Raw genomic sequence first — 21406 nt, 5'->3', positions numbered from 1 at the left:
GTTGAAAAAACCTTGCAGGAATAAAAAAATATGTATTTTCTTACTTTTTTTGGTTTTTAGTTGTACATTTGTTTCGACTAAATATCTGACTTTAAATAAAACTTATTCAAAGTTAACATAAGCGAACCCTTGTTATGGTGAAGGAGCAGGAAAATCATGAATGCCTAATACCACACTAAAACAGATTCAATCCTAACCTTTTATTGATAATAAAAAACATAAATTCCCTCTCTTTATTTCGCGAGGGAATTTATGTTTTTTAAATTTTCTTTTTTTCTTAATAAAATAATAAGATATTAGTTAAAAAATATAAATGGTAAAATTATTACAATATATCATAGTCGCTTCGTTACTACAATCTTGCAATTCAAAGCAAGACACTCCTGCAATAGTTGCTAAAAAACAAGCCACATTTCTTTGCAAGAATAGTGTATTTGATTTAGGAGCAATCACTTTTAGAGAGAATCCATCTAAACTTTATGCTGAAAACATTATAAAATCAGATGACGTACAGTATTATGCTGAGCGAGATGGCAAATTAACAGATGAAATGCTTCAATATAAAATCAGCAATACAACTACTAAATATATGGAGATTGAAACTCCCAAGGATTTTGGATTTCTCTATAGAAGTCCAGAACTTGATAGTATTGCAAAATTTAAAAGTATTTCTTTTAATTCGCTTTCTTTACTCACTAACATTGACAAAAAACCAATAGCATTCTTGGGTCAAACAAAATTTAGAAAAACAGGAGATAGAAAGAAAAAATTAGAAGAAATAAAAACAAAACTCGGAAGTCCCACCCACTCTTTTTTTGTTGATAAAGAATTTGATCAATGTGCTTATGAATGGGTTCTTTCAGATAGAACAATTCAAATTGAGATTTCCTCAGGAGTTACCATTACTTTCAATACTAAGGGAGAAACCAAACAAGAAACGCAATATTACTTGGAGATATTAATTGTTGCTAATAAATACAAAAATGATATTTATAATGCACACAAATACAAATTTCCAGATGAAATACTATATGACATTAAATATCACAGTGATAAGGATTTACCTTTTGAAAAAAACAATATTCTCAAAGATAAATTTCTTTTACTTTCAAGTAATGATATATATATAAAAGAGGAATATGGAAAATACAACATTATTCAAGCAACCGATGACTGCATTATATTTTAAGCAAAGAACATCTATTGTTACAAACCTAAAAAATATTTCTTTATCATTAAAAACATAAAATGAAACTCACCAAACCAAGATTAGCCTTAATCTGCGGTATACTTTGCATATCGATTTTTCCGATATTGGTAAAATTACGTTTAACTCCAGGATTGATTTCTGCTTTTTACCGAATGTTTTTTGCAGTGACACTACTTTTGCCTTATGTCCTTTTGAGCAAAAATTTTAAACTTCCGAGTTTAAAGTTTACACTTTTGGCGATGCTTTGCGGTGTTTTATTTTCATCAGATGTTGCCGTTTGGAATATTGCCATTCAAGATTCAAGCGCGACACAGGCTTCGCTGTTGACCAATTTATCACCGGTTTGGGTTGGTATTTGTTCTTTCTTGTTTTTAAAATCAAAACCTGCAGCAAATTTCTGGATCGGAACTATTGTGTCTTTATTCGGAATGGTGACTTTGGTTGGTTTTAGTTTTTTTATGGAATTGAATTTCAATCAGGCATTTCTGTTTGCAGTTTTATCCGGAATTCTGTATTCGATTTACCTTTTGGTCAGCAAAAATGTACTTTCTCAAGTTGATGTTCTTTCTTTTATGACTATCAGTCTATTGGCTTCAAGTGTTTATCTTGGAATTTTGTGTTACAGCTTAAACCAACCTTTTACAGGCTTTTCAGATACCGGTTGGTTTGTACTGGTTTTGCAGGCTGTAATCTGCCAATTGTGTGCTTGGCTTTCTATTAGCTATGCAACTCAACACATGCGCGCGACTAGAATTTCATTAAGTTTATTAAGTCAGGCTGTAATTACTTCTATATTAGCTTGGTTATTTTTGGAAGAAAAAATAACTTTACAAATGGTTTTCGGCGGTATTATTTTACTTTTTGGAATCCGAATTACTTTTTACGATAAGACGATTTCTTTAAAAAAGCTATTTTCAAAGTAATAAAGGATTGAGAATTGAAACGCGGATGACGCTTAAACAGATTTTAATATCCTTTTAATCTGTGGCAAAAAAATTCGTGACAATTCGTGTAATTCGTGGCAAAAAACCTGAAACCTGAAACAAAACAAACTTGAAACAAAAAACATCATGTTAGATAAACACAAAATTCCAAATCTAAAAGTAATTGCATTTGATGCCGATGATACTTTATTTGTAAACGAACCTTATTTTCAGGAAACCGAACATAAATTTTGTGCTCTGATGGAAGATTATCTTTCGCATCAAGGCATTTCACAGGAATTATTTAAAATAGAAATTGCAAATCTCCCTTTGTACGGATACGGAATCAAAGGTTATATTCTTTCGATGATAGAAGCCGCAATGAATATTTCGAACAATACAATTCCGATTGAAGTAATTGCAAAAATTATTCAGTACGGAAAAGAACTTCTGGAAAAACCAATCGAACTTCTGGACGGAATAGAAGAAACTTTGCAGTCTTTGCACGGAAAATACAAATTGGTTGTGGCTACAAAAGGCGATTTAAAAGATCAGCACAGTAAATTGCACCGTTCTGGTTTAGGACATTATTTTCATCATATCGAAGTGATGTCTGACAAACAAGAAATTGATTACGAAAAACTCTTGGGTCGTTTAGATATTCAGCCAAACGAATTTTTAATGATTGGAAATTCTTTAAAATCAGATGTACTGCCAGTTTTAGGAATTGGCGGTTATGCCGTTCATATTCCCTTTCATACCACTTGGGAACACGAAAAAATCAACCATAAAGTAGAACACGAACATTTTAGTTCTTTTGAAAAAATCACTCAAGTGGTAAATAATTTATTATAATGAAAACAGTATTAGATTTAGAAAATTGGAATAGAAAAGAGCATTTTGCGCACTTCAAACAAATGGAGGAGCCCTTTTTTGGTGCAACAGTCGAAATCGATTGTACCAAAGCTTATCAAACTGCCAAAGAATTAAAGGTTTCTTTCTTTATCTATTATTTACATAAAACATTAACAGCTGTAAATTCGATTGAAAACTTTAAATACAGAATTTCTGAAGACAAAATATACATTAATGACCGTGTTGATGCTTCTGCAACAATAGGACGTGAAGACGGTACTTTTGGATTTTCGTTAATTGAATACAATACCGATTTTAAAGTTTTTGAAGAAACAACCTTAAAAGAAATCGAACGTATTCAGAATACAACCGGGTTATTTACGAGATCATTTGATGACGATAATGTGATTCATTTTTCTGCAATTCCATGGTTAAATTTCACATCGCTCACGCACGCACGCAGTTTTACATATCCAGACAGCTGCCCTAAAATTTCTTTCGGCAGAATGACAACTTCTGAAACCGGAAAAAAGACAATGCCAATGGCAGTTTATGTACATCACGGACTAATGGATGGCTTGCATTTAGGACAGTTTGTAGATTACTTTCAGGAATTGATGAATCATTAAACAAAAAGTGGAATACTTTTTGACCGTAAAAATATATGAAACAAATCTTTCTTTTATTTAATATATTTTTCAGTACTGTTTTGCTAAGTCAAACGATATTAACTTCTTACCCTTTAAGTTTAACTAAAAACTCAGAAGCTAATACGATACTAACTGCAGAAAATGAAGTGACGCATGATGTTTTTGCTTTTATTCGGTCTGCAGAAAATTTTAAAATTTTGAGATACAACAGCGCATTGTTTCTAACCGATGAAATGAGTGTTTCAAATAAATATACCGAAGATAGAACCTTAACCGGATTTAGTTTTAGCGACGATGGCAATCCGACTTTATATTGGTCTTCTCAAAGAGGCGAAAGCATTATTATAATAAAATATTATTTTGAAGATAAATCCTCTAAAGCGCTTCAATTTAGTTTTCCCTCCACACTGCAGACAATCAGAGCAGAATATCAGAACAATAATTCCTTTAACCTGCTGGCGCAGGATGTTTCTGAACCAAAACTTATTTTGTACGTTTTTAAAAATGGAGCGGCAGAACAAAAAATATTTGATTTTAGTCCTTTTGTCTTTCGTGATAAAAAAACACAGCAGGAAACATTCAGTCAAATCTTAAGGGACAACCAAATTGAAAAAATGGATATGGGCGAATATAATCCGCTCTACAAAGTCAGTTCTAAAACTAAGATATATCCTTTAAAAGATCGAATTATTTTAACTCTGGATCATAATCCCAGAAAAACACAATTATTTGATATCAATTTAGCGACTCTTGATATTCAGGAAAAAAACTATACACAGCCAGCCTCAGAAAAAGCAGTAAAATCATCCAATTCATTTTATCAGGACAATACCCTTTTTCAAGTCAGTGCAAATCAAAACGAATTTTTGTTTGATATAAAAAATCTTACTTCTGGTGAAACGGTAAAAAGTATGAGAGTTTCTAAAAAAGATACTATTCGTTTTAAAAACTCGCCATTGCTTTATCAAAAAGATAATGCTAAACCAAAAGAGTTAAAAAATACAGCCCGCTTTCTACAACAGTTAGCAGTTTCAAACATTGGCTTGTCTGTTTTTAAAAATAAAAAGAACCTATATATAACTATTGGCGGCATTAATGAGTATTATAATACATGGAGTTATAATTCGGCCGATGAGTTTGGTAATTTTTATCCCGACATTGATGGCGGAAATGTCCACAGCGAAAGTGTGTTTTTTGAAAGCATCCTAAATAAGAAATTTGAAACTACAACAGAACTGCAGCAGCCACTTGCCAAAGATAAAATCTACTACTTCATTGATAATCATGAAGAAGTAAATTTTGAAAGTATTTTAAAATTTAAAAACTACTATATTTTAAGTTATTATGATTCTTTAGCAAAGCAATATGTAATGCGTAAGTTCATTGACGGCTACAATTAAAATAAGATTTAACCTATAAAAATGTCTTATTCTGTTGTATTTATAACTTTTAGGAGACCATCACCACTACGGTTAAGTTGTTTATTTGGAAAAATTTTAATCTCAAATAACAATGAAAAAAGTTGTAGCTTTTCTAGCACTTACAGTAGGTTTTACAGCCTTACAAGCACAGGAAAAAACAGAAAGACAAGCTGACCAGTACAATAAATGGTCTGTAGAACTGGGCGGTGGTTTTAACAAACCAGAACGTCCTCTCACAGAAGGTTACTACACTAAAAACATCAGTCCATTTACAACTGACCTAGGCGTTAGATACATGTTTAACAACAAATTTGGTTTGAAAGCTGATTTTGGATATAACAGTTTTAAAGGTAATGGAGACGGCTCTAAAGATTTTGACTCAAAGTATTACAGAGTAGATTTGCAGGCTGTAGCCAACTTGGGAAGAATAATGAACTTTGAAACCTGGACCAATACATTCGGTTTATTAGGTCATGCAGGTGTTGGATTAGGGCGCTTAGAAAGTGATAACTTAGTAGGCAAGGACCGAGTAGGTAATTTTATTGGCGGAATTACAGGACAAATCAGATTGTCAAACAGAGTAGCCTTAACAGGTGATTTCTCTACTATTCTTAATGCTAGTCAAGACGCAACATTTGATGGTCAGGCTATAACTAACAGTAACGGATTTAAAGGAGTTCTTTTTAACGGAACTATCGGACTAAATGTGTATTTAGGAAAACATGAAAAACATGCTGACTGGACTGTTATAAGCAACAATGCAGATGTTAGTGATTTAGAAAACAAAGTGGCGGAGCTTAAAGCTCAGGTTAAAACTATTTCTGAACAAAAACCAACTGTTATAGAAAAACAAATAAGTGCACCAGCAGCCGCTGCACCAGACAAAGATCTTATTAAAAACATGATCAACGATAAATATTTTAGTGTTTATTTTGATTTTAATAAAGCGACTCCAGCAGAAACCTCAACAGCTGCATTAGATGTTGTGTTGACTTATCTTAAAAATAATCCATCTGCAAATGTTACATTATTAGGATATGCTGATCAAGTTGGTAAATCAGATTACAACGAAAGATTATCTCTTGCGAGAGCAAACAATGTAAAAACCATTTTAGAAAAAGCTGGTATTGCATCTTCAAGAATTAGTGTTGATCCGAAAGGAGCAGATACAACATTCGCAAAAGATTCTGAAGAAGCTAGAAGATTAGCACGAAGAGTGACCTTTATATTGAGATAATTAATCTCGAATTAGTATCAAAAGCCCTGAAATAATTTCAGGGCTTTTTTTGTTTTACATGTTGTTACAAATGAATTTAAGACAAAAAATCAGGGTTTTATTGTATTTAGTCTGAATCTGAATTGTTTTCAATCGTTCAATTAAGGTTCTTAATTGCTTAAAATTTTTTAACTTTACAAAAAATCACGATTATGTTATCAAAAAATATAGAAACAGCACTAAACAAACAAATCCGTATTGAAGCAGAGTCTTCTCAAACTTACTTGTCAATGGCTTGCTGGGCTGAAGTACATGGTTTAGAAGGAATTGCTCAGTTTATGTACACGCAGTCTGATGAGGAACGCGCGCACATGTTAAAGTTAGTAAAGTATGTAAACGAACGCGGAGGACACGCTCAAATTACAGATCTAAAAGCGCCAAAAACATCTTATACCACTTTTAAAGAAATGTTTGAGGCACTTTACAATCATGAAATTTTTGTATCAGAATCTATTAACGAATTAGTACATATTACTTTTGAAGAGAAAGATTATGCAACACATAATTTCTTACAATGGTATGTATCAGAACAAATTGAAGAAGAAGCAACAGCTAAATCAATTCTGGATAAAATCAACTTAATTGGTGATGACAAAGGCGGACTTTATTTATTTGACCGTGATATTCAGCAATTAACAGTTACAAGTTCAATTGCAATCAATCCTAAATAAAAAAGTTAAAGTTTATTTAGAATATATAAAAATAACATTTTTAGTATATATTTGTCTCAGTTTATAATTGAGATGAAAAGTGTGCAAGAAAGATAAAGTTAAAGACAAGGACAAAAAAAAGGATAAGAAGAAAAAGAAAGAAATCCTTGATAAGCTTAAGAAAATCGAAAACTGCAAATCCAGCTGTTGTGAGAAATTCAAAAAAAGCGAAAAGAAACGTTGTACGCGTTGTCCTATGTTTGATTTACTAAAGAAAACTGCTTAAAAATATATTTAAAAACCCACCATTCCCGGTGGGTTTTTATTTTACACTGATTCTCTTTTAATTATAAAAAGTGTTGAATTTAAATTATGGAAAATACTATTATACCCGAATCTAGTCTTGATTTTTTACATCAGCTTAAAACAAATAATAATAAACCCTGGTTCGAAGCAAATAAGCCTAAATATTTAATTGAATTAAATCATATTGAAAATTTTGCAGGAGCATTACTTCACGAATTATCCAAAACAGATGTTCTTGAGACCTATTCTGGCAAAAAAAGCGTATACCGAATTTATCGCGATATTCGTTTTTCTAAAGATAAAACTCCTTTTAAAACTTTTTGGGGCGGAAGTTTCACCCGAGCAACTGCAGCAAGACGAGGTGGATATTATTTTCATATTGAAAAAGGAAATAGTTTTCTTGCCGGAGGATTTTGGGGTCCGAATGCCTCAGATATAAAACGCATACGAAGTGAATTTGCACAAGATCCTGAATCAATGCAAAAAATATTGACTTCAAAATCTTTTGTCAGCACTTTTGGAAGTTTGCAGGGCGAACAACTTAAAACTGCTCCGAAAGGTTATGATGTAAATCACCCCGCTATAGAATTACTTCGCTACAAACAGTTTTTGATCATGAAACGTTTTACTGACGAAGAAATATTGAGTCCTCTTTTTCTAAATCAGGCCTTAGAGACTTTTCAAAATATGAGACCGTTTTTCGACTACATGAGTGAAATACTTACAACAGATGTAAATGGTGCTTCGACACTATAAAACAACAAAAAGTCCGACAGATTTAGAACCTGTCGGACTTTTTAATTTACTAAAACCTTATTTACTAAAGAAATAAAATTTCGTTTACAACCACTTCTGTAATATATTTTTTCTCACCGTTTTTATCCTCATAACTTCTGTGTGATAATTTGCCTTCAATTGCTACTTCTTTCCCTTTCACTACATACTTTTCGATAATTTCTGCGGTTTTACCCCAAGCGGTTACACGATGCCATTCGGTTTGCTCAACCTTTTCTCCCTTTTCATTTTTATAACTTTCGTTTGTGGCTATCGTTATATGTGCAAGTTTGTTTCCGTTTTCTAATGTTCTCACTTCTGGATCATTTCCTACATTCCCGATTAATTGTACTCTGTTTTTCATGGCTTATACTATTTAAATTTTTCTGTAAATGAATTCGTTTATCAAATTCGACATTGCAAAGATGCGACGATTACCAAATGACATTCGGTTGTAAATTGCTTACTTTCGGTTGTAATTGTTTGTAAGCGTTTGTAAATGGATTTTTTTTCGTATATTCGAAGATAAAACTTACAAGATGCAGACACAAATCAACAAGGTTGAATTGCGAAATTTAGAATTTGACGATTACAAACAATTAAAAAACTCGATGGTTGAATCGTATCCTGAAATGGCCAATTCGTATTGGAGATCCAACGATATAAAAAAATTACTTACTACATTTCCTGAAGGACAATTTGTTATTCTAGTGGACGGTATAGTCGTAGGATCAGCCTTATCCTTAATAGTCGATGAAAAATTTGTTGACAAAAGACACAATTACAATCAGGTTGTTGGCAATTATACCTTCTCAACACATAATCCAAACGGAGAAATACTATACGGAATTGATGTATTCATTCATCCTCATTATCGTGGTTTAAGACTCGGACGCCGTTTATATGATGCCCGAAAAGAACTTTGCGAACAATTAAATCTTAAAGCAATTGTATTTGCTGGCAGAATTCCCAATTATTCGCAGCATGCAAAACGAATTACTCCAAAAACGTACATCGACAAGGTAAAACACAAGGAGTTGCATGATCCGGTGCTTTCGTTTCAGCTGAGTAATGATTTTCACGTTTTGCGAATCATTAAAAATTATTTGGAAGGCGATGAAGAGTCTAAAGAATTTGCGGTTCTTTTAGAATGGAACAATGTTTATTATGAAGAAAGTCCAAAACTTATTAATCAGAAAAGTGTAATTCGTTTAGGATTGATTCAGTGGCAGATGCGTCAGCTCAACAATATCGAAGCTTTGTTTGAACAGGCGGAGTTTTTTATCGATGTTGTTTCAGGTTATGGAAGCGATTTTGCATTGTTTCCCGAACTTTTTATCGCCCCGTTAATGGCCGATTACAATCATCTGTCAGAAGCCGAAGCTATTCGTGAACTTGCACGATATTCGGAACCAATTAGAAAACGTTTTCAGGAATTTGCTATTTCGTACAACATCAATATTATTACGGGAAGTATGCCTTATCTGGAAAATAATAATTTATATAATGTTGGATTTTTATGCAAAAGAGACGGAACTTCTGAAATGTACACCAAGATTCATGTTACTCCCAATGAAGTACAGCATTGGGGAATGAAAGGCGGATCTGAGTTTAAAACTTTTGATACCGACTGCGGTAAGATTGGAATTTTAATTTGCTATGATGTCGAATTTCCAGAACTATCGAGAATTATGGCAAATGAAGGAATGAATATTCTATTTGTACCGTTTTTAACTGATACCCAAAATGCATACACACGTGTAAAACATTGTTCGCAGGCACGTGCAATCGAAAACGAATGCTATGTTGCTATTGCCGGATGCGTAGGTAATCTGCCGAAAGTAAACAATATGGATATACAATATGCACAAGCTTCTGTATTTACACCATCTGATTTTGCTTTTCCAAGCAACGGTGTAAAAGCAGAAGCGACACCAAATACAGAAATGACTTTGATTGTTGATGTCGATTTGAATTTACTAAAACACCTTCATGAACATGGAAGTGTACGTATTCTAAAAGACAGAAGAAATGATTTATATGAAATTAAAAAATTAAATCAATGAGAACATGTCTCGAATGCTCTGAAAAAATTGTAGGCCGGGAAGACAAGAAATTTTGCTCCGACAGCTGCAGAAATGCCTTTAACAATAAAATAAATAAAGACAGTACAAATTTTATGCGAAATGTAAACAACAAATTACGCAAAAATTATCGTATTTTGTCTGAGTTAAATACAGAAGGAAAATCAAAAGCAACACGAGACAAGATGGTAAACAAAGGTTTTGATTTTGAGTTCTTTACAAATATTTTGCAAACCAAAACAGGAAATACCTACTATTTCTTGTACGACCAAGGATACCGTTCTCTGGACAATGATTATTATATGCTCGTAAAAAAAGAAATTTAGTATAGCCTTATTATGAAAAAAAACCCAATCTCACTTCTGGCCGTAGTATCTATTTTGGCAATTCTTGGGATCATCTATGCAACGATGATGCCTCAGTTAATTTCTAAAGAAGATGAAGCGCTTGCAGAATTTTCAACCGAAAGAGCCCTCAATCAGGTTGAAATTATTGCTCAGAAACCTCATTATGTAGGTTCTGCCAATCATGAATTAGTTGCCAATTATTTAAAATTAGAACTAAATAGAATTGGGCTGGAAACTAGTGTTCAGGAAGGTTTTACACTAAACGATAAAGGATTATTGGTAAAATCTAAAAACATTTTAGCCAGAATAAAGGGTACAGCCAATACAAAAGCGCTTTTACTGCTTTCTCATTACGACAGTGCACCGCATTCTTTTTCTAAAGGAGCAAGTGATGATGCCTCTGGAGTTGCCACAATTTTAGAAGGAATCCGAGCATTCTTATATGCTAAAGAACCTCAAAAGAATGATATTATTATTCTTTTTTCCGATGCAGAAGAATTAGGGCTGAATGGTGCGGCACTTTTTGTAAATCAGCACCCTTGGGCAAAAGATGTTGGTTTGGTATTAAATTTTGAAGCAAGAGGAAGCTCTGGCCCAAGTTATATGCTGATGGAAACCAATCAGGGAAATCAGGCATTGGTAAAAGAATTTACAAACGCAAAGGCTGCTTATCCTGTTTCCAATTCATTAATGTACAGTATTTACAAAATGCTGCCAAACGACACCGACTTAACGGTTTTTAGAGAACAAGGAAATATTCAGGGTTTTAATTTTGCATTTATAGACGGGCATTACAATTATCATACACAACAAGATGACGTTCAGCATTTAAACAAAACTACTCTGGCACATCAAGGTTCTTACTTAATGCCGTTATTAAAATACTTTGCAAATGCAGATTTAAATCAGACTACTTCTTCAGAAGATTATGTTTATTTCAGTGCTCCGTTTTCTTTTATAAGTTATCCTTTTTCATGGGTTATGCCAATGACCTTAATTGCTTTTGGCTTATTGGTGCTTTTCTTGTTTATTGGAAAAGCCAAAAGAATGATTTCGATAAGAGAAATATTCAAAGGTTTTATACCACTTTTAGGATCAATTATTACAGCTGGACTGGTGACATTTTTAGGCTGGAAAATTATTTTAGAAATCTACCCTCAATATTCTGATTTACTAAATGGATTTACTTATAATGGTCATGCTTACATTGGCGCGTTTGTAACATTGAGTATTGCAATATGTTTTGCTTTTTATCATCATTTTTCAGATTCGAAAATAACGATGAACCATTTTGCATCGCCTTTACTGCTTTGGATTATAATAAACGGATTTTTAGCAAATAGCCTAACTGGTGCAGGATTCTTAATCATTCCTGTTTATTTCGGAATTCTTTTATTTGGAATTTTTGTTCTTACACAGCATTACAGCTTAGGTCTCAATTTACTTTTCAGCATCCCTGCTTTAGCTATTATTGCTCCGTTTATTGTAATGTTTCCTGTAGGTTTAGGATTGAAAATACTTTTTGGAAGCGCTATTTTAACTGTTCTTCTTTTCGCGCTATTACTTCCTATATTTAATACATTTGTTCGAAAAGGTGCCTGGATAATGGTATTCTTTACGGCATCTATCTGCTTTTTTATATATGCGGGATATCATTCTGATTATGAATCCGGAAAAGCAAAATCAAATAGTTTGTTATACATTTATAACGCCAATACAAACTCGGCTGTATGGGCAACTTATGATGTAAATCTTGATGAATGGACGAAAAGCTATCTTGGCCAGACCAGCCAAAAAGCTCCGGGATTAAATAGTTTCCCGATTTCAAGCAAATACAATACAACTTTTACACACAGTGCTATTGCCCCGGTTGTAGAAGTTCCAAAACCAACAATTGCATTTCTGAGAGACAGCGTTATCGGCAATAACCGATATTTAAAAATCAAAATTACTCCAAACAGAAAAGTAAATCGTTACGATATCTATGCAAACCCAAAAATGACTTTTTATAATTTCAAAGCAAATGGTGTTTCAACTTCGGGCGAAAAAGGAAATCGTTTACAACGAAAAGACAGTAAAATTTTATGTTATTATGTTGTAGGCAATGAGCCGCTTATCATGGATTTTTACATCAATAAATCATCCGTGTTTGACATGGATTTAATAGAAAGTTCTTTTGATTTAATGACAAATCCGTTACTTAAAGTTAAACCAAGAAGCGACTGGATGATGCCGACACCATTTGTATTGAATGATGCCGTAATGATTCAGCAAAAAATAAAAAGATATACTGAACCTGTAAGTGCACCAATTCAAACTGCTCCTGCAGTAGATAGCTTAACTATTGTAAAAGACAGCTTAAAACCAGTTATTAAACCAGAGTAAACCCTATTTTATGGCAACAAATATTTCTACAATCGTTCTGAATGCTCCAGTTCAAAAAGTATGGAATGCCTTAACGCAGCCTGAATTAGTCAAACAATGGCAATACGGAAGTGAATTACTTACCGATTGGAAAATTGATCATGAAATTAGGTTTAGGAATGAATGGGAAGGTCAGGTTTTTGAGCAATGGGGAACCGTTTTAGAAGTTATTCCGAATCAGAAAATCAAATATTCTTTGTTTTTTCCGAGACCTGGATTAGAAGACAAACCTGAAAATTATTTCATTATGAGTTATCTTTTATCTGAAGAAAATCAGAAAACAAAACTCGAAATTATTCAGGAAGACAATCGTCCGGGAGCGGTTCAGGAAAAACCTCAAGACGAAGAAAATCCAATTCTTCAGGCTCTCAAAACTGTTGTTGAATCATAAGAAATCAAAAAAAGCAGACTTTCTAATCAGAGTCTGCTTTTTTAATTTTTCAGCAGGCACATTCAATTTTCAATCCGCCTTTATTTCCCTTTTCGCCTTCGGTTGCATATCCATCAAACTTCCACCACTCTATTCCTCCAATTAATTCTTTTACTTTAAATCCTAATTTGGTCATGTTTAAAGCCCCTTTTGTAGAGGCGTTACAGCCAATTCCGTCGCAGTAGGTTACATATAGTACCTCCTTATCTAAATGCTTTGTAGTTTCTGCCGACATTTCGCGATGCGGAATATTAATGGCATTTGGAATATGTTCTGCATCAAAACCAAAAGATTTTCTGGCATCAAGTGCAATTACCTTTTCACTGTTATTCAAAGCATCAAACAAATCCGATGGATCCATTTCGAAAGCCAGTTTATGCTCATAAAATTTAATTTGCTCTTCCATTATAATATGTTTTAGTGATTTTGTTTTTTCAAAAATACTACAAGAATTCATCGCATAAAAGCGAAAAGAATTCATCAAACGTATTACTTTTTTTCATGCAAAAGCAAGTTTAAAATTTTGTTTCTTTGTGTAAATAAGCTAAAAAATGGAAATACGTCATTTAAAATTGATAAAAGCAATTGTCGAAGAAGGAAGCATCACAAAAGCTATCGACAAACTTCATTTGACACAATCTGCTTTGAGTCATCAGCTCAAAGAAGCAGAATATCAATTGGGTACGGCAATTTTTCTTAGAATCAACAAAAAACTGGTTTTGACAAAAGCGGGTGAAAAAATTTACGAACTCGCCAACGAAATCCTAAATAAACTCACAGAAACCGAAACTCAGATCAAACAAATGATTTTTGGCGAACACGGCGAGATCCGAATCAGTACCGAATGTTTCTCCAGTTACCATTGGCTTCCCTCGGTTTTAAAGCAATTTCACCTTTTATATCCAAATGTCGAATTGAAAATTGTAATTGAAGCAACCCATATGCCACTCCAAAAACTTTTAGACAATACGATTGATATTGCCATTGTAAGTGATCAGATCAAGGACAGTTCTATAAAATATACCGAACTTTTTCAGGACGAAGTTGTAATGGTTGTTTCAGAAAATCACAGTTGGGCAGATAAAAAATATGTGATCGCAGAAGATTTTGCACATGAACATTTGATCATTCATTCTCTTCCAATGGAAACCGTTACGATTCATCAGTTCTTTTTGGCTCCGGCCAAAATCACACCGAAGAAAATAACTCCAATGCCTTTAACAGAGGCTTCTCTAGAAATGGTAAAAGCAGACATGGGCATTATGTCAATGGCAAAATGGGCGTTGCAGCCTTATTTAAAATCGAATACGGTCAAAGCTGTAAAAGTTGGAAAAAATGGTTTAAAAAGAAAGCATTTTATTGCAATACGGGCCAATGAAGATTATCCGGATTATTTCAATCATTTTATTAATTTTTTACAATCTGAGATCAATTTGCAATGGAATATATAATAAGAAACTGCCAGATAACCGATTTACCAAAATTGGTCATTCTCTGTCAAAAACACGCTGCATTTGAAAAAGCAGTTTTTTATCCGGAAGAAAAGGAAGAAGGTTTGAAAAAAGCTCTTTTTAATGAACATCCAAAATTATTCTGCTTGGTTGTCGCCACAAAAGAAACAATTGTAGGGTATGTTTCTTATACCTATGATTTTTCAACTTGGGATGCGGCTGCTTTTCTCTACATGGATTGCCTCTTTCTCGAAGAAGAAGCTAGAAGCTTTGGAATTGGCGAAGTTTTAATTGAAAAACTAAAAGAAAAAGCAGCCGAAAATAATTGTGTCAATATCCAGTGGCAGACACCTCAATTTAATACAAGGGCCATTAAATTTTATAACAGAATTGGTGCAAAAGGAAAAGACAAAGTTCGATTTACGCTAAATTTGTAAAGCGTTTTTTATTTCACCCAGATTTTTGTGCTTTTATCTGCAAATATTAATTTGCCTAATGTAAAAACATTGCAGCCAAAGATTCGGGAATGAACCTTTGTAACTTTGTACCTTAAAGAAAAAATGAAACAAATAAGTATATTAGGCTGTGGCTGGCTTGGATTTCCTTTGGCAAAAAAGCTGATCGAAAGAGGAAATTCGATAAACGGATCGACAACTTCAGAAAACAAACTTCCGATTTTAGAAGAAGCGGAAATAAATCCTTTTTTAGTTACACTTGAAAGTGAAGGTGTTTCTGAAAGTATCAAAGAATTTTTAGCAGAAAGCGAAATCTTAATTATCGATATTCCACCAAAATTAAGAGGAAAGAATGCCGATGATGCCAATTCTACCCAAAAGATTTTTGTAGAGAAAATAGAAAATCTGATTCCGTTTATAGAAAAATCGAATATCCAGAAACTGCTTTTTGTAAGCTCAACGTCTGTTTATGGAGATGAAAACGGAATAATTACAGAAGAAACAATTCCTAATCCAGAAACCGAAAGCGGTAAGCAATTGCTTTTGGCAGAAGCACTGCTTCAAAAAAATCAAAATTTTGAAACTACAATTCTACGTTTCGGCGGATTGATTGGCGAGGATCGTCATCCTGTAAAATTTCTAGCCGGAAAGGAAAATCTCGAAAATCCAGACGCGCCCGTAAACTTAATTCATCAAAATGATTGTATTGAAATTATTGAAGCAATCATTCATCAATCAAAATGGAATGAATTTTTCAACGCCGTTGCGCCTTTTCACCCAAGCAGACAGGAATATTACACTCAAAAAGCAAAAGAACACAACTTGATTTTACCGAAATTCAGTGCTGAAAAATCGAATATCAAAAAGATAATTTCAAGCGAAAAAATTGAAAACATTTTAAACTATAAGTTTAAGATGGAGAATTATTAAACCATGTAAGTGATATAAGTTCATTTAAATCAGCCTAGCTAAACTTTACGCAAAGTTTATTTAAGTACTATGATCAAGTAAAAACTTAAATTTACTTACATCACTTATATGGTGAAAAACAAAAACTTTTCGAACTTTACGGTTAAAAAATATGGAAACAGTTTACATCAATTCGCCTTTAGGAATCACCAAAATAGTTGGAGATGCAGATGGTATTGCTGTAATTTCGGTTTCTGATGTCGGCACAAATGAAGTTTCAGCAGAAATTCCAGAAGTTTTAAAAGAAGCCGTTTTACAGCTTGAAGAGTATTTTGAAGGGAAAAGAACCGACTTTGATTTAAAAATAAACCCAAAAGGCACCGAATTTCAGCAAAAAGTCTGGAAAGCATTACTGGAAATTCCTTACGGAAAAACCGTTAGTTATATGGACCAAACCAAAAAGCTAGGCGATATAAAAGCGATTCGTGCTGTAGCATCTGCAAATGGCAAAAATCCGCTTTGGATTGTGATTCCCTGTCATCGTGTTATTGGCACAAATGGTTCTTTAACTGGTTACGCCGGCGGATTATCCCGCAAGAAATGGCTGCTTGAACATGAAAATCCTTCTACACAGCAAAGTTTGTTTTAGTTTTTTGCCACGACTCGAGCGATGGCAAACATGCGAAGCAATTTCACGAATGTTCACGAATTTTCTTCTATTGAGATTTTGCCAATAAATACTTATTTTTTATAACTAAGAAAATTCATTCATTAAGATGGTTTGATTATTTATAAAAACTCAATTTTGTGTACATTTATAGCAGTATAAGGAATTAGCGAAAATCGTGATATTCTTGCCATAAATCTAAGAAGTCTAAAAATCTAACATCTAAGATGTCTAAATAATGATTGAAAAAATAAACCTAAATAACATTTTATTTCTTGATATAGAAACCGTTCCGGAAGAAGAAAACTTCAATTCGCTTGACGCGGAAATGCAGTCGCTTTGGGATTTAAAAACACAATATCAGCGAAAAGACGATTTTACACCAGAAGAATTTTACGATCGTGCCGGAATTTGGGCAGAATTCGGAAAGATAATCTGCATTTCTGTTGGTTATTTTACGATTAAAGGAGATGTTAGAAATTTTAGGGTGACTTCTTTTTTTGGAGAAGAAAAGAAGATTTTAAAAGACTTTAACAATCTGCTCAGCAATCATTTCAATCAGCCGCAACATCTTTTATGCGGACATAATGTTAAGGAATTTGATATTCCGTTTTTGGCCCGCCGAATGATTATCAATCAAATCGCGATTCCGGACAAGCTGAATTTATTTGGCAAAAAACCTTGGGAAATTCCGCATTTAGACACTTTAGAACTATGGAAGTTTGGTGATTATAAACATTTTACTTCTTTAAAATTATTGACAAAAATCTTAGGAGTTCCTTCTCCAAAAGGAGATATTGACGGAAGTCAGGTTGCTCAGGTTTTTTATGTCGAAAAAGATATCGACCGAATTATAACCTATTGCGAAAAAGATACCATTGCTGTCGCACAGATTTTTCTGCGCCTGCGAAGAGAAGACTTATTGATTGACGAAGAAATTATTCATGTATAATTTTTTCTAGATGTATAAAGCGACAAAGGTTCAGAAGCACAAAGGTTAAATGAGCTTACATCACTTAAATGGTTTAATAAAAAAAATCTGAAAATGATTCATTCTGAAATCTCACATTATCGTCTTATTTCTCAAAAGTTATATAAAACAAGTGAAAGTTCGCCTCAAGAAATTGTGCAACATTTAGGCGCAATGCAGGCTCAGGATTATGCAATGTCAAAATGGGCAATTGGTTCGCGCTGTAATGCAACTGAGAAGGAAATCGAAGAAGCTGTAAACTCAGGCAAAATAATTCGAACTCATATTTTACGCCCAACCTGGCATTTGGTTGCTGCAGAAGATATTTACTGGATGCTGGATCTTTCAGGACCACAAGTCAAACGTATTATTCTTTCTGATACTAAAAAACATGGTTATGATGAAAAGGAATTTGGCAAAATCAATTCGAATATCGAAAAAATATTAGCCGGAAATAATCATTTAACTCGGGACGAAATTATACAGGAACTTAATATTAAACAGGTTTCTGGAGAATATCATTTAAGTCCTGTCCTTATCATGATGTATGCAGAGTTAGAAGGTTTGATCTGCAGCGGAAAAATGAAAGGCAAAAAGAACACTTATGCTTTACTGGAAGAACGAGTTAAGAAGCCTCAAACCAAATTAACTAAAGAAGAAAGCCTTGCAAAATTAGCTCTAAGATACTTCGAAAGCCACGGCCCTGCTACGCTTCTTGACTTTTCTTGGTGGTCTGGTTTTTCCCCAACCATTTGCAAGCAGGCTGTTAATGCAATTAAACTGCAATTGAATTCAATCGAAATTGAAGGGCAATTTTATTGGTTTGGAACTGATTTTTCTGTTGGAAAGGACTTTCGCGAAAGCGTACATTTTCTTTCCGCTTTTGATGAGATTTTAATTTCGTATAAAACAAGAGAAGCTTCCATTTTACCTCAACATCAATCTCTGGCTTTTACCAGCAATGGCATTTTTAAACCGATAATTCTAGAAAACAGTAAAGTGATTGGTATCTGGAAAAAAATCGTCAAAAAAGATTATGTCAAAATAGAAACACAATTTTTTAATGAAACTGAAAATCATAAAAAAGAGGTTTTGTTTGAAGGAATCAAATCTTTTGAAAAGTATCTGGAAACCAAAATTGTTATCGAATAAATTCGATTTTAACTAAAAAATGATACTTTAGAAGAAGTACTTCACGTTTCACAGATAAAATCTTTGTGCTTATTATGCCTAAATAATTACATTTACAAAAAATTACAATTATGGTATTAAGCAGATTTTGGTTAGCGATTTTTATCTCGTCGATTGTTTTTATTGTAATCAGTTTATTTACAGCCAACACATATACGATTGATTATGTTTTGAATGGAAAGAAAGATGATCCGATTCTGGTTTCAGAGAAATATGCAGAGCAGCTTCCTGCCTTTATCAAAGACAGTATTAAAAACGCGCCGAATCAGACTATGATTATTAATCGTGATACGCTGAATGCCGACACGACTTACGTTTACAAAAACAAAACTGTAAAAATTTACAGCGGTATTCAAAAATCTGATGGTTTACTGCCAACTTGTAAAACCACTTTGGTTGATATTATCCTGCCGCTTATTGCTTATCTGGCATTTTTCTGTGGATTGATGGAGCTTTTAATCATTTCTGGTGCATCTGGAAAATTAGCAAAAGCTTTAAGTCCGGTTTTTGTAAAAGTGTTTCCTAGTATTCCTAAAAATCACCCTTCGATTTCCTATATGACTTTAAACTTTGCCGCTAATTTCCTTGGGTTAGATTCGGCTGCAACACCTTTTGGCCTTAAAGCCATGGAAAGTTTACAGGAAATCAATCCCGAAAAAGATAAAGCCAGCGATGCACAGATTATGTTTATGTGTCTTCATGCTTCGGGACTTACCCTTATCGCAACATCGATTATTGGTTATCGTGCAGCCGCAAATGCCAGCAATCCTGCCGATGTTATGCTGCCGTGTATTATAACTTCGTTTATAGGAACAATTGCTGCGTTTCTTATTGTTGGAATCAAACAAAAAATCAATTTCAAAAGTGCCTCATTGCTTATCGCTTTAATGGTACTAATTGCCGCTATTGTTGGTTTATTGATGTACGTAAATCATTTGGATCTGATAGGTAAAAACTACTTTACTGCTAACCTTTCGGGTTTAATATTGATTGCTATTATTGCTTTTACCTTGATCTTTTCTTTCATAAATGAGAAAAAATTTAGAGAGGCAGAAACTACCGTTTTCGACACTTTTGTGGTTGGAGCAAACAACGGGGTAAAAACCGGAGTTACAATTTTTCCTTACGTTTTAGGAATGCTGGTTGCTATTTCGTTATTCAGAAACAGTGGTTTATTCGAAATTATCAGCGACGGAATTGGGTTTGTCTTTTTGAATTTAGGCGTTAGTCAAGAGATTACGAATGCTTTGCCTGTAGCCATGCTTCGTCCTTTTAGTTCTGCTGGGTCAAGAGGATTCTTAATAGATTCTATGAGTACTTTTGGAGCAGATTCTCTTACCGGAAGACTAAGCAGTATTTTTCAGTGCAGTGCCGAAAGTACTTTTTATGTTATTGCCGTTTATTTTGGTTCGGTAAACATTAAAAACACACGTTATGCCTTAGGAACAATGCTTCTTGTCGATGTAATATGTGTCATTACAGCAATTTTTGTGGCGAGCTGGTTTTTTTAAACTATGTGGAGAATATCAAAATTAATATGCCTTTTTATCGGAAATAGTGTTAAATGGGTATATTATGGAGGAAAAAAATCAATGACTGAAGTTGCAAAAGAAGACAATGAAATTATTGGATTTATAATTGTCGCATTCATCTTCTTTTTCTTTATTCATTTAACAAATAAAAATATAATTCGTTCAAATTGTCAACAATTTAAAACATGAAACCACAATACCTTTTTATCCTATTCCTTTTAATGGGTTGTCAGAAACCAAAACTGAAGCAGTTGGAACAAAAGAAAATTTTCTAAAAATAGATACAATTTCTATTTCTGATAATGGCGAAACATCAAAAGACAATTATATTCTGGCGTATCTTTTAGATCAAAAAGCGGATAAAGACAGCATTGTAACTGGAAAATATCAGCTTGATTTTTATCTGAATAAAATTAAAACTACATCATCAAAAATTACAATTGAAACAATCCAAAAAGGCTCAGAATGGAGCGCAATTTTTGGATTAGGAACAGAAGGTGCCAAAGACTCTCCTTTTATTCAGATTAGTTTTGGATATCCTGCTTGTGGATACAACCAAAACCACTATTTGTATTATTTAAACAACAACAACTTGCAACTAGTCTACGAATGGTATACCATGTCTGACAGTGGTTGGGGAAGCTGGGTTGAATTTGAAAACCCGACAAAAGCCAATCCTGAATCTTTTTATTGCAAAACAGTTGCTTTTGAACCTGATGATAATGACGAAAACATGGGAATCGTTACTCATTCAGATTCAATTGGTTTTCGTTTAATCGGAAATCGCTGGAAAAGTCAATTACTTTCCGTTAAAGACAAAAACTACTTTGAGAAGAAAATGAGTTTTGATGAATTTCATCAACAATAAAACACTTCAGCCC

At 33.4% G+C, this 21406-nt stretch carries 22 protein-coding genes; 20 read left to right on the top strand and 2 right to left on the bottom strand.

The window, feature by feature from the left end; genetic code table 11:
• Positions 1–313: 313 nt before the first annotated feature.
• The 8 genes from B0A68_RS13295 (at position 314) to B0A68_RS13255 (ending at position 8047) form a co-directional block, all read left to right on the top strand.
• Positions 314–1189, top strand: coding sequence for a hypothetical protein (locus B0A68_RS13295; RefSeq protein ID WP_051892731.1), 876 nt, complete (start codon positions 314–316; stop codon positions 1187–1189).
• Between the two features lie 59 nt (positions 1190–1248).
• Positions 1249–2133 carry a DMT family transporter gene (locus B0A68_RS13290; RefSeq protein ID WP_035687413.1) on the top strand — a complete coding sequence of 295 codons (885 nt, stop codon included), beginning with the start codon at positions 1249–1251 and terminating at the stop codon, positions 2131–2133.
• Between the two features lie 147 nt (positions 2134–2280).
• Positions 2281–2988 carry an HAD family hydrolase gene (locus B0A68_RS13285; RefSeq protein ID WP_035687410.1) on the top strand — a complete coding sequence of 236 codons (708 nt, stop codon included), beginning with the start codon at positions 2281–2283 and terminating at the stop codon, positions 2986–2988.
• A complete protein-coding gene (locus B0A68_RS13280) occupies positions 2988–3617 on the top strand; it encodes a chloramphenicol acetyltransferase (protein WP_035687409.1) in 630 nt (209 codons plus the stop codon). The genes B0A68_RS13285 and B0A68_RS13280 overlap by 1 nt, the downstream gene beginning before the upstream one ends.
• A gap of 35 nt (positions 3618–3652) precedes the next feature.
• Positions 3653–5038, top strand: coding sequence for a hypothetical protein (locus B0A68_RS13275; RefSeq protein WP_051892729.1), 1386 nt, complete (start codon positions 3653–3655; stop codon positions 5036–5038).
• Positions 5039–5150: 112 nt separating this feature from the next.
• On the top strand, positions 5151–6296 hold the full coding sequence (locus B0A68_RS13270) for an OmpA family protein (protein WP_035687405.1): 1146 nt from the start codon (positions 5151–5153) through the stop codon (positions 6294–6296).
• Between the two features lie 191 nt (positions 6297–6487).
• Complete coding sequence (locus tag B0A68_RS13265; RefSeq protein WP_035687401.1) at positions 6488–7006, top strand: ferritin; 519 nt, start codon at positions 6488–6490, stop codon at positions 7004–7006.
• 351 nt (positions 7007–7357) lie between these two features.
• Positions 7358–8047: a DUF2461 domain-containing protein gene (locus B0A68_RS13255; RefSeq protein WP_035687395.1), complete on the top strand. Its 690-nt coding sequence runs from the start codon at positions 7358–7360 to the stop codon at positions 8045–8047.
• Positions 8048–8111: 64 nt separating this feature from the next.
• Here the strand turns inward: B0A68_RS13255 and B0A68_RS13250 are convergent, their stop codons facing one another.
• Positions 8112–8429, bottom strand: a complete 318-nt coding sequence (locus B0A68_RS13250) for a single-stranded DNA-binding protein (protein WP_035687392.1) — start codon at positions 8427–8429, stop codon at positions 8112–8114.
• A gap of 175 nt (positions 8430–8604) precedes the next feature.
• On the opposite strand from B0A68_RS13250, the gene B0A68_RS13245 reads away from it, so the two are divergent.
• Genes B0A68_RS13245 through B0A68_RS13230 form a run of 4 tightly spaced genes read left to right on the top strand, consistent with a single transcriptional unit; the run spans position 8605 to position 13311 of the window.
• Complete coding sequence (locus B0A68_RS13245) at positions 8605–10131, top strand: carbon-nitrogen hydrolase family protein (RefSeq protein ID WP_035687389.1); 1527 nt, start codon at positions 8605–8607, stop codon at positions 10129–10131.
• Positions 10128–10475 (top strand): hypothetical protein, encoded by a 348-nt coding sequence (locus tag B0A68_RS13240; RefSeq protein WP_035687387.1) that lies wholly within the window; start codon positions 10128–10130, stop codon positions 10473–10475. The genes B0A68_RS13245 and B0A68_RS13240 overlap by 4 nt, the downstream gene beginning before the upstream one ends.
• Positions 10476–10487: 12 nt before the next feature.
• Positions 10488–12881 carry a M28 family peptidase gene (locus B0A68_RS13235; RefSeq protein WP_035687385.1) on the top strand — a complete coding sequence of 798 codons (2394 nt, stop codon included), beginning with the start codon at positions 10488–10490 and terminating at the stop codon, positions 12879–12881.
• Positions 12882–12891: 10 nt separating this feature from the next.
• The gene (locus tag B0A68_RS13230) at positions 12892–13311 is read left to right on the top strand and encodes an SRPBCC family protein (RefSeq protein ID WP_035687382.1); all 420 of its coding nucleotides are present in this window, start codon (positions 12892–12894) and stop codon (positions 13309–13311) included.
• A 49-nt stretch (positions 13312–13360) separates the two neighbouring features.
• Here B0A68_RS13230 and B0A68_RS13225 read toward each other — a convergent pair whose 3' ends face one another.
• Positions 13361–13756: a rhodanese-like domain-containing protein gene (locus B0A68_RS13225; RefSeq protein ID WP_035688408.1), complete on the bottom strand. Its 396-nt coding sequence runs from the start codon at positions 13754–13756 to the stop codon at positions 13361–13363.
• 145 nt (positions 13757–13901) lie between these two features.
• Here B0A68_RS13225 and B0A68_RS13220 point away from each other — a divergent pair, with 145 nt between their 5' ends.
• From B0A68_RS13220 to B0A68_RS13180, 8 genes are all read left to right on the top strand, one after another.
• Positions 13902–14801 carry a LysR family transcriptional regulator gene (locus B0A68_RS13220; protein ID WP_035687379.1) on the top strand — a complete coding sequence of 300 codons (900 nt, stop codon included), beginning with the start codon at positions 13902–13904 and terminating at the stop codon, positions 14799–14801.
• Positions 14789–15238 (top strand): GNAT family N-acetyltransferase, encoded by a 450-nt coding sequence (locus B0A68_RS13215; RefSeq protein WP_035687376.1) that lies wholly within the window; start codon positions 14789–14791, stop codon positions 15236–15238. The genes B0A68_RS13220 and B0A68_RS13215 overlap by 13 nt, the downstream gene beginning before the upstream one ends.
• A gap of 123 nt (positions 15239–15361) precedes the next feature.
• Positions 15362–16186 carry an NAD-dependent epimerase/dehydratase family protein gene (locus B0A68_RS13210; RefSeq protein WP_035687374.1) on the top strand — a complete coding sequence of 275 codons (825 nt, stop codon included), beginning with the start codon at positions 15362–15364 and terminating at the stop codon, positions 16184–16186.
• Positions 16187–16337: 151 nt separating this feature from the next.
• Positions 16338–16814, top strand: coding sequence for a methylated-DNA--[protein]-cysteine S-methyltransferase (locus tag B0A68_RS13205; RefSeq protein WP_035687372.1), 477 nt, complete (start codon positions 16338–16340; stop codon positions 16812–16814).
• Positions 16815–17070: 256 nt separating this feature from the next.
• The gene (locus B0A68_RS13200; protein ID WP_035687369.1) at positions 17071–17784 is read left to right on the top strand and encodes a 3'-5' exonuclease; all 714 of its coding nucleotides are present in this window, start codon (positions 17071–17073) and stop codon (positions 17782–17784) included.
• Positions 17785–17877: 93 nt separating this feature from the next.
• Positions 17878–18954 (top strand): winged helix DNA-binding domain-containing protein, encoded by a 1077-nt coding sequence (locus tag B0A68_RS13195; protein WP_035687367.1) that lies wholly within the window; start codon positions 17878–17880, stop codon positions 18952–18954.
• 110 nt (positions 18955–19064) lie between these two features.
• Complete coding sequence (locus tag B0A68_RS13190) at positions 19065–20504, top strand: nucleoside recognition domain-containing protein (protein ID WP_035687365.1); 1440 nt, start codon at positions 19065–19067, stop codon at positions 20502–20504.
• Positions 20505–20751: 247 nt separating this feature from the next.
• Entirely contained in the window at positions 20752–21393 is a 642-nt protein-coding gene (locus tag B0A68_RS13180) for a hypothetical protein (RefSeq protein ID WP_051892726.1), read from the top strand.
• The last annotated feature ends 13 nt before the right edge of the window (positions 21394–21406 follow it).

The sequence above is a fragment of the Flavobacterium reichenbachii genome, from assembly GCF_002217435.1.
GTDB classification, from domain to species: Bacteria; Bacteroidota; Bacteroidia; order Flavobacteriales; family Flavobacteriaceae; genus Flavobacterium; species Flavobacterium reichenbachii.
Note: the sequence above shows the minus strand (reverse complement) of the source record. Positions and strands in the feature narration are given on the sequence as shown.